At 45.1% G+C, this 26,718-nt stretch carries 17 protein-coding genes; 13 read left to right on the top strand and 4 right to left on the bottom strand.

Annotation, left to right across the window (positions count from 1 at the left end; all coding sequences use genetic code 11):
* Positions 1-176: 176 nt before the first annotated feature.
* Together BEL04_RS12425 and BEL04_RS12420 are read right to left on the bottom strand one after the other, a co-directional pair.
* Positions 177-1,511: a hypothetical protein gene (locus tag BEL04_RS12425; protein ID WP_139113028.1), complete on the bottom strand. Its 1,335-nt coding sequence runs from the start codon at positions 1,509-1,511 to the stop codon at positions 177-179.
* Positions 1,508-2,836, bottom strand: coding sequence for a YCF48-related protein (locus BEL04_RS12420; RefSeq protein WP_066004258.1), 1,329 nt, complete (start codon positions 2,834-2,836; stop codon positions 1,508-1,510). The genes BEL04_RS12425 and BEL04_RS12420 overlap by 4 nt, the downstream gene beginning before the upstream one ends.
* 585 nt (positions 2,837-3,421) lie before the next feature.
* On the opposite strand from BEL04_RS12420, the gene BEL04_RS12415 reads away from it, so the two are divergent.
* Positions 3,422-5,857, top strand: coding sequence for a T9SS type A sorting domain-containing protein (locus BEL04_RS12415; protein WP_066004255.1), 2,436 nt, complete (start codon positions 3,422-3,424; stop codon positions 5,855-5,857).
* A gap of 30 nt (positions 5,858-5,887) precedes the next feature.
* On the opposite strand, the gene BEL04_RS12410 is transcribed toward BEL04_RS12415, so the two are convergent.
* A complete protein-coding gene (locus BEL04_RS12410) occupies positions 5,888-6,148 on the bottom strand; it encodes a hypothetical protein (RefSeq protein WP_139113027.1) in 261 nt (86 codons plus the stop codon).
* Positions 6,149-6,369: 221 nt separating this feature from the next.
* Here BEL04_RS12410 and BEL04_RS12405 point away from each other — a divergent pair, with 221 nt between their 5' ends.
* The 3 genes from BEL04_RS12405 to BEL04_RS12395 are packed head-to-tail and all read left to right on the top strand — an operon-like array spanning position 6,370 to position 9,090.
* On the top strand, positions 6,370-7,143 hold the full coding sequence (locus BEL04_RS12405; RefSeq protein WP_139113026.1) for an NEW3 domain-containing protein: 774 nt from the start codon (positions 6,370-6,372) through the stop codon (positions 7,141-7,143).
* A gap of 23 nt (positions 7,144-7,166) precedes the next feature.
* Positions 7,167-8,135: an ABC transporter ATP-binding protein gene (locus tag BEL04_RS12400; protein WP_066004247.1), complete on the top strand. Its 969-nt coding sequence runs from the start codon at positions 7,167-7,169 to the stop codon at positions 8,133-8,135.
* Positions 8,068-9,090 (top strand): ABC transporter permease, encoded by a 1,023-nt coding sequence (locus tag BEL04_RS12395; RefSeq protein WP_083227909.1) that lies wholly within the window; start codon positions 8,068-8,070, stop codon positions 9,088-9,090. Before BEL04_RS12400 ends, BEL04_RS12395 begins: the two co-directional genes overlap by 68 nt.
* A 168-nt stretch (positions 9,091-9,258) precedes the next feature.
* Here the strand turns inward: BEL04_RS12395 and BEL04_RS24705 are convergent, their stop codons facing one another.
* Positions 9,259-9,387, bottom strand: coding sequence for a hypothetical protein (locus tag BEL04_RS24705; RefSeq protein ID WP_256389404.1), 129 nt, complete (start codon positions 9,385-9,387; stop codon positions 9,259-9,261).
* A gap of 396 nt (positions 9,388-9,783) precedes the next feature.
* On the opposite strand from BEL04_RS24705, the gene BEL04_RS24320 reads away from it, so the two are divergent.
* From BEL04_RS24320 to BEL04_RS12355, 9 genes are all read left to right on the top strand, one after another.
* Positions 9,784-9,936, top strand: coding sequence for a hypothetical protein (locus tag BEL04_RS24320; protein ID WP_175404073.1), 153 nt, complete (start codon positions 9,784-9,786; stop codon positions 9,934-9,936).
* Between the two features lie 167 nt (positions 9,937-10,103).
* Entirely contained in the window at positions 10,104-14,162 is a 4,059-nt protein-coding gene (locus tag BEL04_RS12390; RefSeq protein WP_175404072.1) for a two-component regulator propeller domain-containing protein, read from the top strand.
* A 203-nt stretch (positions 14,163-14,365) separates the two neighbouring features.
* Positions 14,366-14,974 (top strand): RNA polymerase sigma factor, encoded by a 609-nt coding sequence (locus BEL04_RS23870; RefSeq protein ID WP_139113025.1) that lies wholly within the window; start codon positions 14,366-14,368, stop codon positions 14,972-14,974.
* A 626-nt stretch (positions 14,975-15,600) separates the two neighbouring features.
* Positions 15,601-15,936, top strand: coding sequence for an L-rhamnose mutarotase (locus tag BEL04_RS12380; RefSeq protein ID WP_066004238.1), 336 nt, complete (start codon positions 15,601-15,603; stop codon positions 15,934-15,936).
* Positions 15,937-15,995: 59 nt separating this feature from the next.
* Entirely contained in the window at positions 15,996-17,657 is a 1,662-nt protein-coding gene (locus BEL04_RS12375) for an alpha-L-fucosidase (RefSeq protein ID WP_066004237.1), read from the top strand.
* 279 nt (positions 17,658-17,936) lie between these two features.
* On the top strand, positions 17,937-19,736 hold the full coding sequence (locus tag BEL04_RS12370) for a glycoside hydrolase family 97 protein (protein WP_254659571.1): 1,800 nt from the start codon (positions 17,937-17,939) through the stop codon (positions 19,734-19,736).
* Between the two features lie 258 nt (positions 19,737-19,994).
* The gene (locus BEL04_RS12365) at positions 19,995-22,445 is read left to right on the top strand and encodes a beta-galactosidase (RefSeq protein WP_066004233.1); all 2,451 of its coding nucleotides are present in this window, start codon (positions 19,995-19,997) and stop codon (positions 22,443-22,445) included.
* Between the two features lie 93 nt (positions 22,446-22,538).
* Entirely contained in the window at positions 22,539-23,960 is a 1,422-nt protein-coding gene (locus BEL04_RS12360) for a family 43 glycosylhydrolase (protein WP_066004231.1), read from the top strand.
* A gap of 219 nt (positions 23,961-24,179) precedes the next feature.
* Positions 24,180-26,639, top strand: coding sequence for a glycoside hydrolase N-terminal domain-containing protein (locus tag BEL04_RS12355; protein ID WP_066004230.1), 2,460 nt, complete (start codon positions 24,180-24,182; stop codon positions 26,637-26,639).
* Positions 26,640-26,718: the final 79 nt, after the last annotated feature.

Raw genomic sequence — 26,718 nt, 5'->3', positions numbered from 1 at the left:
GAAATTATCAACTATGCCGGCTTTTCCTGCCTGCCGGCCCAAATTAGTTACGAAATCGTTTACGCAAAAATATCCCTCAAAGCGGCTAAAGCTGATACCGGTTAGCTAATAATAACGGGTATTTTATTTAGCTGTAACCCGGCGTGTAAGTGCCAAACCAGGCTCAATGAAAACGGCTAATTATGGTAATAAAAACCGTCGCCGCTGCCCAATATAAATGTCCCGTCGGGTTTAACGAAGTAGTAACTGATGGTTGCGGTAAAGCCGGTATTTATTTTGGTGTAGTTATTAACTGTACCATTGTATACACCTGCGTTTGGACTGGTATTCACCAAAAAATAAACCTTGTTATTATAAAACTGTATATTATTTACGGCTTGGGTAGAGGCATTATACTGGTAATAACTTTTATAGGTCCATTGATTTCTCGCCGGTGAAAAATTCGCTATCGTAGCATTATCCGAACCTATGTAGATACTGCTGTCGGGGGCTATCTGCAAGTCATAAGCTGCATAATTTACAGTTTGACCTGTTGTTGAAATTAACTGCCAGGTTTGCCCGTTATTAGCTGATGTCAGAAAATTGGTCCAGTCGTTAAAAAGGTAAATGGACCCGTTTGGTGCCTGTTTTGCGAGGTAATATCGCTGCGAACCATAGCCCACCAATAGCTTTTGCCAGAAACCGCCATTGTTGGTACTAAGATAAGGCCCATCAGAATAAAAACTAACCATTAAAACATTATCTGTAACCATGAACATCGTCGGCGAACCTGGGTAAAGTATCCCATTATTAATAGCTATCCAATTTTGCTGATCCTGTGTGTAATAAACACCTGTATTGGTAAGGATATACATCCAGCCTTTGCTGTTAAACTGAACATCGGTTATGCTCGACCAATTTGGCGCATTTGTTACCTTGTACCAGTTTATACCTCCATCTGCCGAAGAATAAAGGCCGTTATTGGCCATATACAATGTCTTTTTATCAAAAGTGGCAATTTTAGCATTGTAGGTAGGTGTACCGCAGCCGCATGCCCTTGCCCAACCTGTGGGCTTGGTACCCGTAGCACTAACAGTAACCGAATCATCGGGACCAGCGGTGGCAACGCCAGTATTTAAATTAATAAGGCTACTATTGTACAGGTATATTACCAGTTTTTGACTGGGATTATCGCAGCCTAGCCTCCATTTAATCCTGACCAAGCCGTCCGGACCGATGGTACCGTTGTAAAACTGCGATAAGATATTTTCGATCTGGCCGTTACCCTGAGCCATATTAAATTTAATGACATATTTATTCAAAGCCAGCCCGGCAGCAGGAGTAACTTTCACGATGATCGAATCGGTCAAATCCCGACCATAAACTCCACTTTGCGAATTTCCGCTCTTCAATGCCAGCGTACCTTTTGATGCGGATGAATTGCCTGGGTTATTATCCTTTTTGCAGCCCATTACGGCACAAAGCAAAATAAGTATTAAATATACTCCTTTAAAACCTCGAGGCTGTTTCATGGCTGAGTAAGGTCGAAGGTAAAGATCGCCGCCTGCTGCAATCCAAATATTGTTGTTTGATCTTTAATCACGGCTTTGTTGAGGCTGTAAACGCCGTAGTTATCTGCGCAGCGCGTGGTCCAGGTTAACCCGCCATCTTTACTTTCGGCCACCTCGCCGCTATTGCTCACAATGTAGCCGTGCTGCGCATTAAAAAAACGGATAGCTATAATTGGAAAGCGCAGCCCTGTTTTTACTACCGACCAGTTAATACCGTCTGTGGTCCTAATCAAAACGCCGGCTTCACCACCTGCAAAACCAAAATTATTGGTTACAAAAAACAACGTATTTAAGTAGTTATTAAGCTGAAGTGGTTGCTCCAGCCATGTTTTACCGGCATTGGTTGTTTTTACAATCTTACCTACGTCTCCACAGGCATACAAGGTATCCTTACCTTTAACAGCCATATCGCGAAAATTATTCAGAAAAGTAAAACCCTCTTGTGCCCAGGTTACCCCGCCGTCGGTAGTTTTTGCAATCTGCCCGCGCCAGCCGGCGGTATAAATAACCTTCCTGCTCAACATTTTATACACAGCCGAACTTCGGTCGCCCACAAAAGGCGGTGTCCAGTTCTCCTGCTTGTAAGTTGCTCCGCCATCGTATGTAAACCATGCATAATTATTTACCAGGATAACCAAACCGGTATCAGGGCCCGAAAACGCCAACTGCTCCATATCGTTATCCGATCTTATCGGCGCTCCCTGTATCCATGTTTTTCCGCCGTCTGCTGTTCTTATAACGCCCGAGCCTTCGCCTAATGCAATCGCATGATTCAGGTCTGTCATACTCAGATCATACAATACATTATACCCGCCCTGAGCACCTGTATAGATACTTGCCCAAGGCTTCCTGACGGTTGCCGATAACTTAACAGAATCGATAGCCTTACAGTTTACCGAACTACCCTGGGCAATATTACAACCTGTATTAGTGTAAAATGTTATTGAAGGCGCCGTAGCATTGGTGGCAAGCATCCAAAGAGCCTTTATATATATAGTTCCATTACTGCTTGTTCTGCCAATTACAGTGAACTGCCCGTAAGCAGCACCGGTTGTTGTAAAACCCAGCTTCGCCGTGTCTGCGGGATTGCCTGGTGTTACCTTCAATACAATTGTATCTGGCAATCGCTTCCCGGCATACCCCAGTTGGTTATTGCCGCTAACAACCTGGATGCTTGCAGTAACAGCACCGCTATTTGGTGTTTGATTTGCAGGGTCGCTTTTTTTACAACCGGCCAGGCTTAAACACAGCAGCGATAAAATTTTAAATTTGGTCTTAGATTTCATTATGGGTTCAGGTCTGCTAAGCTAATATTTATTTACCAAAAATTATTATTAGTAAGATATAGACAACTTACAATAACACGCGATGAACTTCGCGAATCGTTATCAGTATATTTTTCTACTTGCAAAACAGGGGTAACCCAACCTCTTCAAAGGTATAACCGCACCATCTTCCGCCAGTTGCGCGGGTTGTGCGCATACCCTTGCCAGGTATAAAACTGATGGCGCATGCCTTTCCATCCTAATAGCTCGCTAAACTCATAGTTATCCTCCCTAAACGGGTCGGTTTCGCCTATGGCCAGAGCATATCAATCCGGCGAATGTCCTGCAGCACATGCTCATTATCCATATTCGCCGTAAATTGCCGGGGCATGTTAAAGTAAATGTTTTTCGCAATCAGAAATGCAGGAACATTAGAATTAGCTCCGATAACATGACTGTAATAAAGCTAAAGGCATTTCCTGGCCGGGTAGCGAAAACATAGATTCTTAAAAAATATGGTACTCGGTAATGTAACCAACGCTGTTTGAATTATGCTTTGATTATAAGAATTATAGCTATATTTATTTAAGTTTTTAAATTTTAATTATGAGGAAGTTTTTTTTACCATTTTTCTTCCTGTTTCAATTTATCTACGCTTTTTCACAGGCTCCTAATATCTCATATACCAGCCCGCAAAACTATGTTGCCGGTACTGCAATTTCCCCCTTAACTCCAGTCAATACAGGTGGAGCGGTGCCCGTAGGTGGATATGGGCAAATTACCAACCTCGCGAATTTTACTAAACCTTGGGGATGTGTGACGGACGCTGCAGGGAATGTTTACGTTGCCGATCCGAGCCATTACGTTATTAAAAAAATTACACCATCCGGAGTAACATCTGTCTATGCCGGCAACGGGGTACAAGGAACGGCCGATGGCACTCTTACTACGGCGAGTTTTGGGGCGCCCCGCAACCTGGCTATTGATAATGCCGGGAATATCTATGTAACCGAAAACTCCTTACCATATACTTCGGTAAGGAAAATCTCACCTTTAGGTATAGTGAGCACTCTGGCAAAAGAAGGTAGCCCATCAACAGATGGGTCAGGTCCGCTTGTTAATTTCTCGCCAACTTGTATAGCAATAGATGTTGCTGGCAATATTTACGTAGGTGAGCACTATGACATCCGCAAAATAGATCAGACGGGAGGTATCAGTACATTCGCAGGTATCGGCGGAAACGGAGGCAACGCCATTGGTTATGTAGATGCAACGGGCACGACCGCCCGTTTCAACGGTATTGACGGTTTAGTTATAGATGCAGCCGGGAATATGTATGCGGCCGATTATTTCAATAACCATATACGCAAAATAACGCCATCGGCTGCAGTATCAACCATAGCAGGCGATGCAATGCCTTTCGGCACTACGCCAAAGATTGCAGATGGTCCGGCCCTCTCCGTTGATTTACCCGAACCACAGGGCCTCGCGATAGATAATTTAGGTAATATATACTTTAGTGAGAATGGGGTTTCCAGCCTGAGGGTGCTTACTCCCGCGGGTATGATAGTTACTGTGCCCACAGCAGGCGCTGCTCTTGGCAGCGTTTATGGAATAACCTATTGTAGCCAGAATAATAGCTTATATGTTTCCGATTATGATAATTCGGTGATCAGGAATATTTCTCTTTCGGGTTATAGCGTTAATCCCGCCTTGCCTGTCGGATTAATTTTAGATTCTTCGACTGGCCAGATCAGTGGCACGCCAACCTCCGCCAGCCCGTCAACAACCTATACTATAACTGCACGCAACCTATCGGGAATCGGCAGCGCGTCATTAACCATTACAGTTATCACCACTGCGCCGACGATTTCAGCTATCACACCAACAACAGCCGCCACAGGCAGCACAATTACTATTACCGGCACCAACTTTATCGGCGCCACGGCGGTGACTTTCGGAGGCGTAAACGCGGCAACATTCAGCGTTGTATCTGCTACTACCGCTACTGCAGTGGTAGGTGCAGGCGCATCAGGCAGCGTATCACTTACCACACCTGCTGGAACAGCTACTTTACCAGGATTTAAATATGTACCCGCGCCGACTATAACGGCTGGCGGCGAAACGACATTTATCATCGGAGGCAGTGTGGTATTATCAGCCAGTACAGGCACGGGCTATACTTATCAATGGATGAAAGATGGGGTAAATATTAGCGGCGCCACTACGTCAACTTATACAGCAACACAAAGTGGTTCGTATACCGCAAGCGTAACAGTGAGTGGCATTAAACAAATATCTAACGCAATAGCAGTTACAACAGTATTTGCGCTTCCGGCAACAAATTTTAACTTAACTGTAACCAGCGCATCATGCAGGGGTTCGAGCACCGGGTCTGTCAGTATTACGGCTGGGAGAGTTTTAAATTATGTCGTAACCATTACCGGCGGCTCTGTAAATGCAAGTTACCAGTTTGTTACAACAACTACAATTAACAACCTTGCTGCAGGCACGTATAATGTTTGCTTCAAAGTAATAGGCGAAAGCAACTATCAACAATGTTTTACGATAGTAATAGACGAACCAAAAGATTTAGCTGTTTATGTGGCCCTTAATAAAACAGGCAACAGCATTACACTGACAATGAATGGCGGCAGCGTTTATAATATCAAGCTAAATGGGGTAACAACAACCACTACCAATAGTTCCATTAACCTGAATTTATCAAACGGTATAAATAATATTGAAATTTCTACAGATAAAGCTTGTCAGGGTACTATCACTAAGCAGATTACACTATCAGACACGCCTGCGCCTTACCCAAATCCTTTTTCAAATACGCTGAATATAAACCTGGGAGATAAGATTCAGCCATTCGTGGAGATTTATAATCAAAACGGCTTGAAAGTATACAGTAAGCATTTTGCCGACCAATCGGGTATTGTCCAAGTCGATCTTTCTGCGTTAAGTACCGATGTATATATAGTTAGGATATCTTCAAAGACCGCTGACAACGTATTTAAAATTATAAAGAATAAATAACCCCTGCATCGACTATCGCTCGCGATTTTCTTATTGGAAAAATGGAATAATTGCTCCTAACTCCACCCGGTAGCGGGTCGTACCAAAAAAATAAATTAGTTCAGCTTTAGTTTCCACCAGGTCCAGGTGCAGCACAGCGTTATTGCTGCCTTCGTACTTGCCCGGCAAACGGGCCAGCATAACAACAATGCGGGCTAAGTTTTTACAAACGGTGATCAGGCAACCGCCGGCGCTGACAACAAAAAACAACCGCTGAGCTGCTATCCTGAACAAAGAGGAACTATGTCGCAATTGTTAAAAAATGTTAAAGCTATTGCATTTTTTGGGTCGGCTTTTTTTATTTGGACCGTCAATTTTAAACACTTTAAACCAACATTTTTCGAAGCATTTTTTGAAAGCTATTATTTAATCGTTTTAGTTCTTAGATCATGTTATTTAAATTCTCTACCCCCCGTTCCGGCGTATTGTGCCAATCTATTTATCTGTTTTTAATCTTGTCTACCAGCGGCTTCATGGCCCGCGCACAGCAGTCAGCTTCCGTGGCCCCTGGCAAATCAGGTTTCAGCGCCAAGCTGATGAATATTGAAGCGGCGACCAATGAAACTTTCCGTTACACTACAACACTGCACAATGGCTCGCCAAGCGCACATGTTTACGAGTTAAAGACAGACCTACCGGCCGGTTGGATGATCGCTTTCAAAGTAGACGGCAGCCAGCTGACCTCGATCAACATGGACGCCGGTAAATCGCAGGACATCGCCGTAGAGATCAATGCCGCTCCGAACGCTTCCCCTAAAAAATACATGATCCCTATCAAGGCGGCATCCAATGCAGATACGCTGTCGCTAAAGCTGGAGGCCGTGGTTAAAGGTTCTTACGGTATAACGCTAAGCACACCCACCGGCAAGCTAAGCGACGAGGTGACCTCGGGCAGCCAAAAACAGTTCCAGTTAGCCGTTAAAAATTCCGGTACGCTTCCGCTGAATGATCTGCAACTCTCCGGGCAGCTTCCTACCGGGTGGGAGGCTACCTATGACCCCGCTTCGGTCAAGCAGCTGGCGCCGGGTCAGACGGTAAATATAACCGCCACCTTAAAAGTGCCGGATAAAACACTGGCCGGTGATTATGCAGCCACCTTTACGGCTACTTCCAGCAGTACCAATGCGCAGATCGCTTACCGGCTGACCGTTAAAACCTCACTCCTTTCGGGTTGGATCGGCATCCTGGTGATTTTCCTGGCCATTGGCATCGTGTATTACCTCATTCGTAAATACGGGAGGAGATAAACCGCCCATTACCGTTTTTACCGATGAAAGATCCTATTATACAGCTAAAAGGCTTAACCAAGCTTTATGGCTCACAAAAAGCGGTCGATAACCTGAACTTAAATGTTGACCAGGGCGAGATCTTCGGGCTGCTCGGCCCGAATGGCGCAGGCAAAACGACAACGATACTCATGATGCTGGGATTGACTGAACCCACCAAAGGCTTGGCACAGGTTTGTGGATATAACGCGACGCGGAACCCGATGGAAGTGAAGCGGAAAGTAGGTTACATGCCTGACAGTGTCGGTTTTTACGACAACATGAGTGCCATGGAAAACCTGCTGTACATTGGCAGGCTGAACGGTATACCCGAAGACGGACTGCAGGCGCGTGCCGCCGAGACCCTGGAAACGGTCGGCCTGACCGCTGACAGGGATAAAAAGACCGCCGCCTTTTCAAGGGGCATGAAGCAGCGCCTCGGCTTAGCCGACGTACTGATCAAGCAGCCGGAGGTGATCATCTTAGATGAGCCGACCCTTGGTATTGATCCGGCAGGTGTCAAAGATTTCCTGGCATTGATCAAACAACTGAGCCGGCAGCAGGGCCTCACTGTTCTGCTTTCCTCGCACCATTTGCACCATGTGCAGCAGGTGTGCGACAGGGTTGGCATCTTCGTGGAGGGAAGGTTACTGGCAGAAGGCAACATGGAGAAACTGTCCGGCCAGTTATTCGGTGCGGCAGGGTATGTTACTTCAATTGCGCTGGAAGAACCGATAGCCCATCCACGGGCTTTAGAACCAGTTTTAAAAGGCTGGGAAGATATCGAGCAGGTATCTGTACAGGAAAACGAAATTGAGTTTACGTGCAGCCGGAACATTACACCGGCCCTGGTGCGTCTCCTGGTGGAAAATGGTTATAACATCACCCGTGTTAATCAAAAAAATTATGGACTTGAAGATATCTATCAAAAATATTTTGAATCCGGCATTCAAAAAGCCGGTAGCCCAAAATAGTTCCGGGGCAGGGCCATTCAGCGTAATGGTCCGTAAGGAGATAACCGATCATATCCGCAGCTGGCGTTTTGCCATACTCATCGGGCTGATCATTTTAACGTTTGTTGCCTCTTTGTATGTGTCGCTTAGCAATATCAAAGCAGCCATCGGGAACGTGAATGACCCGGACCATACTTTTCTGTATCTTAAATTGCTGACCACGACCGACAATTCTATCCCGCCGTTCCATATCTTTTTGAGCTTTCTGGCGCCCCTGCTGGGCATTAGCATGGGTTTTGATGCCATCAATGCTGAGCAAAATAGTGGCACCCAAACCCGGTTGATGGCCCAGCCGGTATACCGGGACAATATTTTGCTGGCCAAGTTTATAAGCGCACTGGTCGTCGTAAGCAGCTTATTTGCAACCCTTGCCCTGCTCATGATCGGCGGAGGGCTGTTATTAACGGGTGTACGCATGGAACCCCAGGAGTTGCTGCGCATACTCGGATTTTTGGTCGTCACCATCGCCTATGTCGCTTTCTGGTTAAGTTTATCCATTACATTGTCTATTGTTTTCCGGCAGGCGGCAACATCCGCACTCACCGCTATCGGCATCTGGTTGTTCTTTACCATCTTTTACCAGCTGGTGGTCAACCTGGTCATCCGGTCATTTTTACCAGACCCCGCCATGCTGACGCAGGAAGAGGTGATCAGGTACAACAACATCATTTTAAATATACTTCGGATAGCGCCTAACCATCTTTACACTGATGCGGTTGCTACTTTGCTGATGCCCTCTGTCCGCAGCCTGGGGCCACTGACGATGGAGCAGATGGCTGGGGCGGTCCCGTCGCCGCTGCCGTTCAAAGAAAGCCTGATGCTGGTGTGGCCACAGGTAAGCGGCCTGCTGGCATCCATGACCGGATGCTTTGCGCTGGCCTATTACCTGTTTATGCGGCGCGAAGTGCGGAGTTAAAAAACATGGTTTAATTTTAGCAAAAGTGGAATCGCAGCTTGCTTATTCGTTAGTAATGCTCCTGGTTATTAAGATGGTTGCGAAACGATTCTGAAAAGGGTCTTAACTATTTAGAAGGCCGGTAAACGCTATATATTTAAATGGCGTGGAAGGATAAGTATCGGTCACTCAGTAAGCCGGAAATACAGACGATTGCTTGCCGGTGACGCTGACCATGCCATGTGTCGCCGGTTCGCCGCAATAAGTCGCTGGCGTCACCTGCCAGAATCGCCATTGCAGAAAGATCGGCTGGGCCATTGGGTATTTTATTAAGGTGAAAAACCAAACCGGCTACGGCCTCAAAGTCAGTATTTACTTATACGCGCAAACTGCCGTCGACGACCTCTTGCCTTTCGTTTAGCAAGTATTGCCGCCACCACAGGGTGTCTATGAGTTTAATATAGCGTATGAGTATAAAGTATTAACAACATTGTCCATATAGCAGGTGTCCAGTCTCTCAAAGCAGGATAAAATGAGCATTCAATAAATCTTAAAGGAATGACAGATCTCTGATTTAACTATTCCCCGGGAAAGGATAAGCATATTATTAATCCATGAAACGACAGTCCAAACGTTGTGGTGCGATTAACTCAGTATGAAAATGATACGATCTGTAAAATTTTACAAAGCAAGGAAATACTTTTAAATTGCGTAATGAAAAAAAAACCGGAGCCAATTGACAAAATGTTTGATTTTAAAATTAAAAAGCTTCACGTTAGCCGGGAGCAAACATTATTGCACTGGAACGAAGTAAAATATAAGATCATGCAGATAGAATTAAACCGCAACAGGGCGGCCGGTAAATAACTTATGTTAATATCCGTACTTGCCTAATTAACCAATAAATCTTCAGCGCTGCTCCTGCTGAGTTAAATTAACTAATTAATAAAAAAGTACCCTGCTTTTTTAATATGGCATACATTTTTAATGTAAAATATAGTAGCCGCTGTTTGCGGGCAGCATCCATAAGCCTTTTGTGGGCTTTATGTCTGTCGATCAGAGCCGCTACGCCATACGTGCAGCAACTCGGAATAAAAGACGGGCTTTCAAACAACGAGGTCAGAACTATATTTCAGGATAGCAAGGGATATATTTGGTTTGGCACTTACGATGGTCTTAACCGGTACGATGGATATGAGTTTAAGGTATACCGCAGTAATCCTAACAAGCCAGGGGCAATTATTCATAGCTTTATCAATGCAATAGCCGAAGATCGATATCACAATATTTGGGTTGGTACACGACAGGGTGTAAGCGTTTTAAATATCCTGGAGGACAAATTTTCGCCAGCTTTTGCAATTCAGCCGGGTAATGGAAAACCTTTTCAGATACGCTCATATATCAACGACATCAAGTCGGACAAAGAGGGTAATATTTTTGTCGGCACGCAAAAATCCGGACTGATCCTGTTTAATAAAACCTCCGGCAAAACCGGCCTCGCCATACCTTTAAAAACTGGCGCAGGTACGCAATGGGACTATAATGTTTCGGCTATAACAATAATAGAAGGGCGCATGTACCTTTTCATAGAGAACATCGGGCTCTGTTATTATGACGCTTCAAGGCAAAGTATTGCTTTCATTGACGAAAAAATAAAAATAGCGACCTGCCTGTATGGAAACAAGCAAGATCTTTGGGTAGGCACCAATAACGGCCTGTATCATTATGATATAACCCGGCATGAATTTGATAAAGCATATTCTGAAAACAACAACGGCTTAAGCTTTAACCGGGTAAAAGGGATGCAAATTATGCCCGACGGGCAATTGTGGATTGGTACCGATGGTGGCGGAATAAATATCTTAAATACTGTGTCGGGCAAGATGAGCTACTTATTTGGCGGAAGTGATCATTATTCGTTATCAAGCAATTCTGTATTTTCAATTTTTTTGGATAAGGACGGCCGTAAATGGATAGGCACGTTGCGCGGCGGGGTGAATATTATTGATGATATAAAAGATCGTTTCCAAAATATAGTTCATGAGCCAACAAAATCCAATAGCCTGATCAATGATTTTGTTAAATCACTTTTGGAAGATAGGGACGGCCGTTTATGGATAGGGACAGACGGCGGCGGATTAAGTATCTGGGATAGGTCGAAAGATCGTTTTGAAAATTTTTTGCATAAAACCAACGTTGCCGGAACGTTGAGTTCTAACTTTATAACCAGTATTAAGCAGGATCATACCGGGAAAATATGGATCGCCACGTTTGGTGGTGGAATAGATCTTTATCAGAAGAGCACCAACACTTTTAAAACCTACACTGGCATTGATGCGAACGGCAAACCAGGACCGGTCGTATTTTTTATCCTGTACGAAGATAAAGACAGAAATTTATGGGCAAGCGGGCTGCAGGACGGATTATTTTTATATGACAGGGCCGCAGACCAGTTTAGGGTATTTGACCCAAAGCTGAAACACCTGATCTCTTTAGCTGAAGATAATGATGGTAACCTTTGGGGCGGTACTTTTGATGGAATATACCGCATTGATACCAGATATAAGAGTCATCACTATTTTGCTACCGGAGCACCGGTTAGGGCAATCCGATCCGCCGGAGCACAGCAGCTTTGGCTGGGTACAGAAGCAGGCCTGATACTTTTTGACCAGGGCAAAGATAAAGTAATTAAACAATACACCACTGATGATGGGCTAAGTAATAACAACGTATTGACCATAGAGCAGGACAAAAACGGCAGGCTTTGGATGAGCACCTATAATGGCTTATCAAGGTTTGATGTCAACCGGCGGGTATTTATCAATTTAAATCAAAGTGACGGCCTGCTAAATAAAGAATTTAATTATAACGCTTCTCTTGCTTTAAAAGATGGAGAAATGGCGTTTGGCGGTATTAACGGGCTAAGCCTGTTTTCCCCGGAGAAAATACTACCACTCGAAAGCATAAAGCAATTACTGATTACATCAATAAAAATCAACGACGATGCGTTGAGCGCACACCCGGAGTATATTACCAATACCAGTGGGCAAGATATCAAAGCCGTAACGATCCCTTATGATCAGGCATCGTTGTTGGTAAATTTTGCAGCCATCGCATTTACCGCACAGGAACGCATCAATTACCGTTACATCATGCAAGGATGGGATAGGCACTGGAACAACGCTGCTCAAGGGCGGAACGCATTCTACAGCCGGCTTGATCCGGGGGACTACGAGCTAAAAATAAATTGCAGCGATCGTGAGGGGCAGTGGACCGGACCGACCTTATCTTTAAAGGTCACTATCCTACCGCCCTGGTACCGGACGCTGTGGGCATATATGGGCTATCTCACTATATTAATATTAAGTATTTATTGGTATTGGCATCGTCGTTTACGCGAGGCGCGCCTGAAGTACGAAATACAACTGGCTAACGCAAGGGCCGAACACCAGCGAAGCCTCCAGGAAAAAGAGCATGAAATCAATGAGCGCCGGATTGAGTTTTTTACAGGTATTTCGCACGAATTCCGCACGCCGTTATCGCTGATTATCAATCCAATAAAAGACCTTTTGTCGCTCCCTGAAAATGAATATAGCAATGAGATGAATATTGTTTACCGTAATGCGCGGCGTTTATTAAGTTTAGTAGACCAACTGTTACTGTTTAGAAAAGCGGAAAAAGGGGCGGCCGATATGAACATCGCTCCTATGGATATCGCTGAAGTTTGTAAAGGCGCATATCTGTGCTTCGTACAGCAGGCTAAGGTTTCATCGATAGATTTTAAGTTGGTTCTTCCTGATGATGAGGTGATCATTTATGGCGACCGGGAAAAAATAGAGATCATTATTTTTAATTTGATATCGAATGCGATTAAATACACCCCTTCTGGCCAAAAAGTGCTGGTAAGCGTATTGACGGCGCCTGATGATGACTGGATAGAAATACAGGTATCAGACACAGGCAACGGAATTGCTCCCGATAGGGGCGGGCGCATTTTCGATAAGTTTTATCGGTCTGCAGAAGCTGTCAGCCTTACAAAGGCAGGGTTTGGAATTGGTTTGTACCTGGCTAAAAAGTTTACGGATGATCATCACGGCGAATTAAGCTATGAAAGCCGACCTGGCCAGGGAACAACTTTTCATCTGCGTCTAAGGCCGGGATTTGCACATTTCCCGGAACCTCATATTTGGGCAACGCCGCCGGCATCAACAGGCCTGTTAAGCGAATTGGCTGTTGAACCAGTGAATACAGAAGAGAAAGCAAAAAAAATTGGAATACCCAAGAAAAAAGACATCGTTACAGACAGCAAGGCGATCCTCATTATCGATGACGACAACGACATGCGTAAATACATCTGCAGCGTTTTGGAGCCGCTGTATCTGATTTATGAAGCAGAAAATGCCGAAAGCGGCCTAATCGCCGCAAAGGAAAAACGACCGGACCTGATCATATGCGACGTGATGATGCCGGGAATGAACGGGTTGGAACTTTGTGCCATTATCAAACAAACCCCGGCCCTAAGTTTTATCCCGATGATATTACTGACGGCCAGTTCATCACCAGGGAACAAAATAAAGGGACTTGAAAGCGGGGCGGACGATTATATCAGCAAACCTTTTGAAAAGGATATTTTAATGGCACGAGTGGCCAATCTATTACAAAACAGGAGCACCCTACAGAGTTACTTTTATGATGCCATTACATTTAAATCAACCAATGCCGATATATCAGAAGAATATAAGCTTTTTTTAGAAAAGTGTATCGAAGTAGTTGAGCAGCATATGACCGATACTGATTTCAACATCAAATTTCTTTCGGATGCGCTCGGCATGAGCCGGTCGAACATCTTCCGTAAAGTTAAGTCGTTATCCGGTCATAACATCACGGGCTTCGTCAGGTACATCCGCCTACGGAAAGCTGCCGAATTACTCATCCAAACAGATATGAATGTTAATGAGGTTGCGCTCGCTGTCGGCTTCAATGATATCAAATACTTTCGCACACAATTTTCAAAACTTTTCAACGTCAGCCCTTCCGATTTTGCCAAGCAAAATCGCCAGATATTTAAAAAGCGGTACACCCGGATCAGGTAAAACAACCACATCCGCCATATTTGGCCATATTACACCCTATAATTGGTCAGTTCATACCCGTTTTTTCTGAACGAATGATGTCATATTCGTTTTATAAACCAATTATGATCCTGCAACAAAATTTGATTACTCATCGCGACTGATATGATGTGGCGGTCAGGTATCAACGAACCAAACAGGGATCTGTATACAAAAAACCTAAAATGAATATCAATGATCAATTATCAGATTGGTGGAACGAATCCCTTCAGGGAAACATCGACTCCTTTGGCTGTATCCATTGTACCTTGCATGCCTCCCTGTACCATTACCTCATCAAAATATTAAAAGATGAGGATACCTGCGAGGACGTGTTGCAAGATATGTTTGTGAAATTATGGGAGCGAAAAGAAAGACTCGGGCCCATTAGCTTCGTTAAAGTTTACTTTTTCAGATGTGCGCGATCAATGGCTATCAACCACCTCAAAAATAAGCACAACCAGAATGTGCCTTTAGCCGAAGATATGGACGTGGATGTTGTTTTTTCGCACGAAGAGATTTTGGTAAAAAAGGAACACAATCTCCAAATGTCGCACATGCTCACCACCGCCTTGAATGATCTGCCCAAAAGACAACGTGAAATGATCTTTCTGAAATATTTTGATGGGTGGAAATATGAAGAGATTGCACAGGTAACCGGGATAAATTACCAATCGGTAGTAAATCATGTACACCGGGGAATATTGCAATTGCGTACTAATATGGTAGATAACAGATTTTCAAGAGCCGGTTGTATGGCCTTTTTATTTATTATTTTTACTAAATTGATTTAGTACATTAATCAACCGCTTGCAGTGCTTGGTTTCGGCGTAGTCAATTTACCCCCGTATTAAGCTTTTCTATCTTTAATAACCGCTTTATCAATACAACCAATACAGTCCCGTTCACGCCTTACAACACCTGTGAAAACTCTGACCAAACCATTATCCCGAGCGGAGGCCGTAGTACGATGCGGCCAGGCTGGGAACTTGTTTTTAAAGTAAAGGGGGCCAACGCGCCTTATAAAACTCGATTTGTAACAGCAATTTGCCCCGAGGGCGGTGGTGGTGACTATAGTACGACCAGCGGCACCTATGATCAATTAAGTTTTCGGGACCCTGACGTTTTCCCGCTAACAAAATAAATTAAAGCGAACGCTATTAAGGGCTCCAGCTTTCCGGCCGAAGTCTATTGTTTCGAAATCGCACAAAAAACCAATCACTGTTTGATTAAGGACCTGGCGGAGATATATAGTTATCTTTAATAGTCTGATTTGTACAAAAAAAAGTCAGATTAATATAATTTGAAACAAATACCGGTAAATATATTTGTTGATAGGGTTGCAACGCCAACGTATTCAATCCGCATATATATATTCACTTCAAAAACCAGCACCTGCCGTTTTTTATAACCTAATAAAATGAAAAGATACTGTTTGGCAGTTGACCTCAAAGATAATCCGGAATTAATTACCCAATATGACGACTGGCACAAAAAAGAGAATGCATGGCCTGCGGTCACAAAGAGTATTACCGATTCGGGCATCCATCTTATGGAAATTTACCGGACGGGTAACCGGTTATTTATGATCATGGAAACTGACGATAATTTTAGTTTTGAACATAAGGCAACCATGGATATCACGAACCCAAAAGTTCAGGAGTGGGAACAATTGATGTGGGAGTTTCAACAACCCCTGCCATGGGCCAAAAGCGGGGAGAAATGGATTTTGATGGACAAGATCTTCCAATTATAATACCAAACCGACTTTTATATCAAACCAACTTTATAAGTTCTTTATAAACCTCTTTTAAAATGAAACGCAGAACATTAATTAAAGGAATGGCTGTTGCTTTGCCGTCGCTGTACTTATCGCCGGCATTGGGCAGTAATCTTTTTGGCAGTCAACTTTTAAACGAGCCGATCGCAAAAGGCCCGTTCGAACCAACTTGGGAATCACTGCAGAATTATCAAACCCCTGAGTGGTATCGCGACGCCAAATTTGGCATGTGGGCGCACTGGGGGCCGCAATGCGAGCCTGAAGCAGGCGACTGGTATGCAAGAGCCATGTACGAGGAAGGCTCGTGGCAGTATAAACTTCATCTTCAAAAATACGGGCATCCGTCAAAGTTCGGATTTAAGGATGTGATCAATGTATGGAAAGCCGAAAACTGGAACCCCGAAGAATTGGTGAGTTTGTATAAAAATGCAGGCGCGCAATATTTTATGGCGCTTGCCAACCATCACGACAACTTTGACTTATACGATAGTAAGTATCAAAAACAATGGAACTCTACTAAGGTCGGCCCTAAAAAAGATTTGATTGGCGGTTGGGCAAAGGCAGCAAAACATAACGGGCTTCCATTTGGTGTGAGTGTTCACGCCTCCCATGCGTGGCGCTGGTATGAAGTGGCACAACGTTCGGATAAATCAGGCCCTTTTGCAGGCATCCCTTACGACGGAAAACTCACAAAAGCGGATGGAAAAGGGCAATGGTGGGATGGCCTGGATCCGCAGGCGTTGTATGCCCAGGACCATCCGTTAAGCCAGCGTAGTTTAGAAGATAATTCAATACACTCCCAATGGGGTTGGGAGAACGGCGCATACCCGCCAACACAAGCATATATCGACAAGTTTTATAACCGTACGATAGACCTTATCAACAAATACGATCCCGATGTCGTTTATTTCGACGATTCGCAGTTCCCGCTTTGGCCCATCAGCGATGCCGGCCTGCGCATAGCTGCCCATTTATATAATAAAAGCATTAAAGAACACGGCGAAGTTAGAGCTGTAATCAATGGAAAAATATTGAACGAAAATCAACGTAAGGCCATGGTATGGGATATTGAACGTGGCCAGGCTAACGAAATTGAGCCGTTGCCATGGCAAACCGATACCTGCATCGGCAACTGGCATTATCAACGGAGTTTGTACGAACACAATGGTTACAAAACAGCAAAAACAGTGATACAAACTTTAGTTGATATTGTAGCGAAAAATGGCAACCTGATGCTGAATATCCCTGTCAGGGGAGATGGCACCATTGATGAAAAAGAAAGAAAGGTAGTTGAAGGGATCGGCAAATGGATGAAAGCAAATAGTGAAAGTATTTATGCCACAAGGCCATGGAAGATATTCGGCGAAGGCCCGGCGCAGGATGCGGCATCAAAATTAAATGCACAAGGCTTTAACGAAGGTAAAGGGAAACCGTTTACTTCTCAGGATATTCGTTTTGCTACTAAAAATGATATCTTGTATGCCACTGCAATGGGTTGGCCGGAAGACGGAAAGCTGGTTGTAAAAAGTTTGGCCAGGGGCAAGGAGTATTTTCCAAAGGAAATTCAAAAAATAGAATGGTTGCCAACAAAACAACCTTTAAGTTTTGAAAGAAACCAGGATGGCTTAGTTATTTCATTGCCCGAAAAAACATCGGACGAGTTTAACTATGCAAATGTGGTGAAGATTTTTTCATAGCGCTTATGCGTCATTTGTTTAAAAATAATTGCTTTATAAACCCACGCTAAAACAACGACACGTCAAATACAATAAATCAACAACTTCGGGTGGATCGCTCAGCTAATCTTATAAAACTTTGAACATATCCGCATAGCCCGGTGGTATAAATATCGAAGTTGGTTGTCTGTCCCATAAATTAATAACATGAAATATCCATCAACCCGCAAAAGATCTTTTTTATTAAGTGTCATTCTGTTATCCCTGTGCCCGATCGTGGCCCGGGGCCAACAAAAAACAATGATTGTCAGCAGCCCCGACGGACAGATCAACGCCAGGGTTTATATATCAAAGGGTAAGTTAGTATATGATGTCATAGCCAACAAAGTAAAGCTGATCACGTCTTCGCGTTTAGGTTTAACTGTAGATGGTAGCGACCTGGGTGCAGATCCTCAATTTATCGCCGGACCTTCAAGTAGAAAGATCAGGGAGAACTATGACATCTATGGTTCCCATAAAAACGCACACAATGAGGCTAACGAAATAACTATCCCTGTAATATCAGCCAAAAAGCCATTCAAACTGATCCTTCGCGCTTATAATGACGGCGTAGCTATCCGCTATACTTTACCTGGTGATGCGAAATATATCAATGCCGACTCAACCACGTGGAATTTTTCGGGGAAGGTGAGCCAGGTAGCCTGGTCTGAACTAAATTCAAGTTATGAGGGGCTTAGCCATGTTACTTCGCTGCAATCGGTTCCTCAGGCAAAGCCGATAATGGGGCCGTTAACTTTCGATATAAATGGTTTTTTTGCCTCTATCTCGGAAGCGGATTGCGAAGACTTTTCGGATATGTCATTTATCAGGAACGAAAATTCTTTTATTGCGACTTTTCCATACGCCCCGGCCGGATGGACGATCCGGCCCCGTGCTGACAGCGCCCAGGCTATACTTAACGGCACTTACGACGGGCAAAAGGTAAGCCCCTGGAGAACAACGATCATTGCCAGGAACCTAACTGAACTGGTAAATTCAGACCTGCTTATGAATCTGTGCCCCGCACCCCAAAAAGGGAGCGACTTTAGCTGGGTAGAGCCCGGCCGTTGCCTGTGGCAATGGTGGAGCGTTGGCGCTCCGAAATTTGCTGATCAAAAAAATTGGTACGATGCAGCAGCCAGATTAAAGTGGGAATATTATTTAGTGGATGACGGGTGGCGCAACTGGAAGGAACCCGGCAAAGATCAATGGCAGTTGCTGGGTGAAGTGATAGACTATGGCAAAAGCATTGGCGTGAAGACACTTGTTTGGGCGAATTCGAATGAAATGCGGTCAGCAACAACGCGTTATTCGTATTTAAAACGAATTAAAGATCTTGGAGCATCCGGTATCAAGATCGATTTTATCCCTGATGCAACTTCTTCGATCATGCAATGGTACATGGCAGCTATGGAAGATTGTGCTGCCCTTAAACTGATACTAAATTTCCATGGAGCTGTAAAGCCAACGGGTTTAACAAGAACGTTCCCTGTGAATATTACCAGGGAAGCCGTCCGTGGAAACGAATATCATATGAGCCGGTATAAAAGAGTGGCTCCGTTCGAACAGGATGTTTCGTTACCATTTACCCGCCTGATGGCCGGCGCGGCAGACTTTACACCGGTGATACTCGACCCTGAGCAACTGTTATCACAAAAATTCACCTGGGCGCATCAGTTTGCACAAGCCATTGTATATCTTTCTCCGATTACACATTTCGCGGATAATTATAAATTTTACCTGGCCAGCCAAATGTTTGACCTGTTCCAGGAGATCCCTACAACATGGGATGAAACAAGGGTTTTGAATTGTACCAAAATGGGAGAAATTGTTGCTTTTGCCCGCAGAAAAGGTAATACCTGGTGGGTAGGGGTTATGAATGGGGCAAATGCGAGCGAAGTCAAAATCCCGTTAAACTTTCTTGCACACCCAACAAAGGGAACTTTGGTTTACGACGGTGTGAATAATGTATCCATAAACCGGCAGGAACAATTGATGAAGCCGGCCGATACGCTTACTTTACAGCTGTCGCCGGGAGGTGGCTTCGTAGCTAAATTATGACAGGCGAACCATTAATGTGATTCACCCAGGGTATTGTTACAGGGTCAAATATTTTCACGCTTGTTCGTAATAATCGCAGGTTTCAACGTCTTTTAACAAGAGTACAACGATTTAAGAATGAACAGCAGCAGTACCCAGCCTGTGTGCTTGCTTAAGATGGACATTTATAAGAGTATAGATTGCTTTTCATGTTGTCTATGGTTTGGATAGATGATGTAATCTATTTGACCATTATTTTATTTTTATCTTTTTGTTCTGATGTTAAAAAAAAAGCTTTTTCAGTTGCTCGTGTTGATGGCAGCATGCCTGTCATTAAGATCTCAGGATCTTCCACCGAAAAAATATTTTCCTTTTCCTGGCAAGATCAAATATGACGGCGCCTGCTTATATATCGAAGGTAAAGAAACCTTTATTTATAGTGCAGCTTTTCACTATTTCAGAACTCCCAAAGCACTTTGGAGAGACCGTTTTGCAAAAATAAAAGCAGCCGGTTTTAATACGGTCGAGACCTACGTTCCCTGGAATTTATGTGAACTGAATATGCCCAAGGGGCTTGATGACTATTCACAATTTAACTTTACTGACCTGGCCGACTGGCTGCACATGGCCCAGGACGAATTTGGATTATACACGGTTTTACGCCCGGGAGCATTTATTTGTGCCGAGTTTGCGGGCGGAGGATATCCGCGCTGGCTGGCCAGGTTTCGCCCGGCCGATGTTAACGGATTTTGGCTGCGAAGTGCCGACAAGCGCTATCTGGATTGGCACGACCACTGGTATAAAGCGTTCTGCAGGATTATAAAAACCGAACAGATCACCACCAGAGCACCCGGTAAAAAGGGTGTGATCCTCGTTCAGATCGAGAACGAGTATAACGCCCACAAAACTGGCAATAAGGCCTATGCATTGCAGCGTATGTACCAATGCATGCACGGTGCCGGCATCACTGTTCCAATCTTTACCTGCCTTACATCAGAGTGCCGAGGTAGCAAAGACGCCGTTTTATCGCAGGTGTTCGACTGCGATAACTATTATGTTGGGCTAAGAGACGCTGTTAGCTGTACGCGACGCATGGAAAACCTGAAGCAACAGCAGCCTGATGCGCCCGGCTTTGTTACAGAATTACAAGGAGGGTGGTTCTCTACCGTAGGGGGTACGTTAAGCGAAGATCATTACTCAAACGACCGGCACTTTTACGCGCTGGCCATGATGTCTATCGCTGGCGGGGCTACCGGCATTTTTCCGTATGTTTTTGTAGGAGGCACTCATTTTGCCGGCTGGGGCGCGAGAGGACAAACTACCACATATGATTATAATGCGGCTGTCCGCGAGAACGGGGCGCTATCAGCAAAATATTATGCCGCACAAAATGTGGGCGATTTTATTAAGCAATACGGCGCTCAACTCATCCATTCTAAAGGAGGAGTGTGCGCTTTTGACAATGCCTCTGACGAAATTGTCGGAGGGCTGCGTATTGCTGCGGATGGTACCCGGTTTGTATTTATTCATAATAATTCCCCTCAACACAGTCACACCGGCGCCGCGCAGGTTAAGCCCGGTAAAAACACCACCATCCAACCTATGTATAACATCGATCAGGACGGAAATAAAGTGCTGATAGGCGGTCAACATACGGCAGATACGGCTATGTCTTCGTTAACGGCCTTCCCTATCAATTATGACCTGGCGCCTATGGAAACCAAAGTACTTATTATTCCGCCCCACGGAAACCCTGAAACGGGTAAATGGTGGTTTTTCCAAGCACCTGCTACTAAATCACAGCCGCAGTTAAGCTTCCGTTTTAAGGATGTAAAAAAATATAATGAGGGTGCTGAGGGTGTTTGGCATCCATTGCCCGAAGGCATCTCTTTACCGGAAATGGGCATAAACGATGCCCGGTATGTTCGCTATCGAACTAAGTTTGATTTGGATGCGGCTGAAGCAGGCAAATATTCCCGAATGCTGTTTAACACTTTTTCGCGCGACATTATTAGTATAGAAGTCAACGGTAAAATCGCGCCCAGGATATATCCAGGTGAAAAATGGGCATCGGAGGTAACGCGCGAACGGGATAAATCGTTTACCTTCTTAAAAGATACCGAGTACGACAATCGTTTTGACTTAACCGGATTACTCAAAAAAGGGCATAATGAAGTGTGGCTGGTGTATGAAAATATCGGACATGAACATGGCTATTTCCCGATGGAGGAACTCTGTGGTATACGGGCAGCAGGGCTTGCCGTGAGCGACTCTTTGATTAATAAGAAACTTAAATGGGAATACGCGGATAACCTGGATGGTGTCCAGCAGGGATTTACCGTTGCTGCATTCCACCCTGAAAACTGGACCAGTGTTCGGCTGGATACCGTTTATAATATTCCGCGTAAGGGAAATCATATACAGCCTAAAGGCACGCAAGATGCTTTATTCACCTGGTACCAGTCTGAATTTATTTTGCCCGAAAATGCCGAAAAACATACCTGGCGATTGCTTATCAACGCTTCTGGCAATGGCTATATTTATGTCAACGGACACAACATTGGCCGTCATTGGGAACTGGGCCCGCAACGTGAATATTATATTCCCGAATGTTGGTTAAACTTCAAAAAGGGACAAAAAAACAACATTGTTCTGGGCTTGCGGCAAACCGTTAACGGGGCGACTATCAGAGCTATGGAAGTACGCAGCTACGACAATGAAGGTATCTAAACATGGAAGATTGGAGTGTTCCGAAACTTTTGGCTCGCACCGCGCCTGTCGCATCTCCTGTTTTTATTCACTAACCTAACTATAGCACATACTATGCCGTCAAAACTTAATTTTTTAAAACCCGAAAGAACAAAGGTTATTGCATACATCGCTTTCTCACTTTGCATAAACCACCTGAAGGCGCAAACAAATAATCCGTTTGGTCATCCTTTGATACCTGATATGATCGCCGACGCCAGCATTCAGGTGATCGATCATACTTTTTATTGTTATGCAACAACCGATGGTTATGATAACGGCTTAAAAACTTCCGGCCCGCCGGTAGTATGGAAATCAAAAGATTTTGTTCACTGGAGCTTTTCCGGCTGCTATTTTCCGTCGGCTGCAAAACAAAAATACTGGGCTCCAAGTAAAGTCATAGCCGCCAATGCTAAGTATTATATTTACCCTACTGTGAATGGCTTTATGTATGCGGCGGCAGCAAACTCGCCCGACGGGCCTTTCGAGTTAGTTATAAAGCCCGACACTTTTTACAATCCGTATACCTCATCAACACTCCTTAAGCCTGTAAAGGCCAGGCCGCCTGCCGGCATTGATGCCGAAGTTTTTGTCGACGACGATAAACAGGCCTACCTGTTCTGGCAAAGACGCAAAGCTGCAAGATTATATCCTGATATGATAACCGTTGATACCAATAGCATAACGATACCAACGCCCCGTTCGGGGTATTCTGAAGGTCCTATCTTTTTTAAGCGAAAAGGTATTTATTATTATCTCTACACACTTGGAGGGGCAGAAAACTATCAGTATGCCTATGTTACCAGTAAGGTGTCTCCGCTTGGGCCGTTTGATTTTCCGGCTAAAAATGACATCGTCACAACTACAAACCATGAGCTTGGTATTTATGGGCCGGGGCATGGCTGTGTATTTAACCTGCCTGGAACTGATGATTATTATTTTGCTTATCTGGAATTTGGCCGTGGAAGCACCAACAGGCAAACCTATGTTAACCGGTTGGAATTTGATGATGCCGGTGCCATCAAGCCCGTGCAGCTCAGTAAAGATGGGGTTGGCGCTTTGTTTAAAACAAAATGGCCTGAGCCTAAAAAGGTTTTTAATGCAACTTCGTCCAGTACACGTGCTGACTTGAAGATCAAACCTGAAGGTGATACCTCATTACATCGCAAAGAATCGTTTTTTCCATTGTTTGCTTTTGATGGTTCCAATGGTTCGCGGTGGATGGCCGCACCGGGCGATACAGAAAACTGGCTAATGGCAGATTTAGGTAAACCGGTCAAAATCAGTAGCAGTGAGGTTTATTTTGTGAGGCCAACAGCCGGCCACTCCTACCTTCTGGAGTATTCTGTTGATGGAAAGAACTGGACTCCCTGCGGCGGACGATCAGAAATACAAATGGTATCGCCACATACTGATAAATTTGACATAAAGGCCCGCTATTTACGCGTTAAGATACTAAACGGGATAAAGGGTGTTTGGGAATGGGACATTTACTGAACTACAAAACCGATTATTGTAATATACACTGATGATTACTAACTACAATTTCGAAAACATCAGATCAGCAAAAAGGGATATGGATTATTGCCCTGCAGACTGTCGTTTATCTGGCAAAGCGACAAACTTACGAAGCGAAAAATGTATCAATCCTAAACAATACAGCAGCCAGGGATCCGCGACGCTTCAATAAAACGAACAAAGACAACCATTTATCAGATGAGAAAACTTATATTTTTAATGTTATGCCTGCCCTTCGCCGTTGCGGCTCAGTCAACGCTGAAATTGTGGTACAAGCAACCGGCCAGACTCTGGACACAGGCCCTGCCCGTTGGAAACGGCCGTTTGGGCGGAATGATCTTCGGAAAAACCGCAGATGAGTTGATCCAGCTTAACGAAAGTACTTTATGGTCTGGAGGGCCGGTAAGCAAATCAGTTAATCCGGATGCGGCCAAATATCTGGCCGAAGTGCGGAATGCCGTTTTTGCAGGCGATTATCAAAAAGCCGAACTGCTCAGCAAGAAGATGCAGGGTGTATACTCAGAGAGCTATCTGCCGTTAGCCGATCTCCGGATCAAGCAAGACCTCGTTCGGGAAGAACCCGCAGCATATTACCGTGATCTTGATATCGCAACCGCTGTATCGAAAACGCAGTTCGTAGCCAACGGTGTACACTTTACCCGCGAAATATTTTCCTCTGCACCCGACCAGGTGATCGTCATTCGTTTGACCGCAGATAAACCACATGCGTTAACGATGAAGATCGGTGCCCATAGTGCCTTGCATTACCGCAACTCAGTCAGATCCGACAGCGTACTGGTATTAAGCGGCAATGCGCCGGCGCACGTTGAGCCTAATTATATCCGAAAACCAGATCCGGTCGTTTACGACAGTTCGGCAACGGCTTGTAAAGGCATGCGCTATGTGCTTTTAACCAGGGCCATACAAAACGGGGGTACAAGCACGATCGATTCCTCAGGTATAGCGATCAGCAATGCGACGGACGTACTCATTCTGCTTTCCGCAGCAACAAGCTTCAACGGCTTTGATCACTGCCCCGTAACCGAAGGCCGTGACGAGCTGAAACTGGCCGGACAATACCTAAGGAACGCCCAGGCAAAAAGCTATGAAGAATTACTAAAGCGGCATATTGCGGATTATCAGCAATATTTCAACAGGATGTCCTTAACGTTATACGGTGGTATGCCTGACCAGGGCGCCACCTTGCCGACGGATCAGCGGCTGGCAGCTTATTCCAATGGAAACGAAGATGCCGGGCTGGAAGCACTGTATTTTCAATATGGCCGTTATCTGTTGATTTCCAGTTCCCGACAAGGGGGCACACCCGCTAACCTGCAGGGAATTTGGAATAACATGATGCGAGCGCCCTGGAGCTCCAACTTTACGACAAACATTAACGTGCAGATGAATTACTGGCCTGCGGAAACAACAAACTTATCCGAATTGCACCAACCCCTGCTGGACCTCACGAGAGAACTCGCGGTAACCGGACATCGGACCGCCAGGGAGTTTTACGGGCTCGATGGCTGGGTTGTGCATCACAACAGTGATATCTGGGCACTTTCAAACCCGGTTGGTGAGGGCTCCGGCAACCCGATGTGGGCTAACTGGGCTATGGGCGCAAACTGGCTTTGCCGCCATTTGTGGGATCACTACCTGTTCACCCAGAATAAAGAATTCCTTAAAACCAGCGCCTATCCGCTGATGCGTGGGGCAGTCGTCTTTTCGCTGGGGTGGCTGGTCAAAGACAAGAGTGGCTACTGGGTAACAGCGCCATCCGGCTCTCCGGAGAACTCCTTCAAGGATGAGAACGGCAAACGCGGCTCGATCGCGATGGCCAGCACGATGGACATGTCCATCATCCGCGATCTGTTCACCCATTATTTGAAAGCCGCTGACCTGTTGCATCAAAACGACAAACTGAGGGATTCTGTTGCAGAAATGCTGCCGAAACTGTATCCCTTCCAAATCGGCAGACAAGGTAATCTCGTCGAATGGTTTAAGGACTTTGGAGAAACCGATCCGCACCACCGGCATGTTTCTCATTTATTTGGCTTATATCCTGGTGAGCAAATCTCACCGCTAACAACACCGGACCTGGCACAGGCGGCAAAAAAAACGTTGGAGATCAGAGGAGATGAGGGCACCGGATGGAGCAAGGCCTGGAAGATCAATTTTTGGGCTCGGCTGCTGGACGGTAATCATGCGCATCTGTTGATCCGCGATCTGCTGCGTCTGACCGGCGAGGAAGGCGGCAATTATGCCAAGGGCGGCGGTACCTATGCCAACATGTTCGATGCGCATCCCCCCTTTCAGATCGATGGAAATTTTGGCGCTGCTGCCGGAATAGCGGAAATGCTGTTGCAGAGTCAGGGGCAGGAAATTTACTTGCTGCCTGCGCTACCCGATGCCTGGAAGAGCGGCATAGTAAAAGGGCTGAAAGCGAGGGGTAACTTTGAAGTCAGCATCGCATGGAACAATAATCGCTTAACAGGCGGCACCATTACCGCTTTAACCGGAGGAGTTTGCCGGCTACGCGTGAATACGCCGGTTAAAATTGATGGTGCAGGTATATCTAAGGCAAGCGGTAAAGGTTATGTACTCGTCTTTAACACAGAAAAGGGGAAAAGTTACCGGATCGTACCTGGCGGCAAGTAATAAACCATCCTGCGGGGAGGTAATACCTTGCAGTATCAGAATTCACTGCGGTGGCCTGATTTGTAATAATTTAGGCCTC

This window comes from Mucilaginibacter sp. PPCGB 2223 (genome assembly GCF_001705515.1).
GTDB lineage: Bacteria > Bacteroidota > Bacteroidia > Sphingobacteriales > Sphingobacteriaceae > Mucilaginibacter.
Note: the sequence above shows the minus strand (reverse complement) of the source record. Positions and strands in the feature narration are given on the sequence as shown.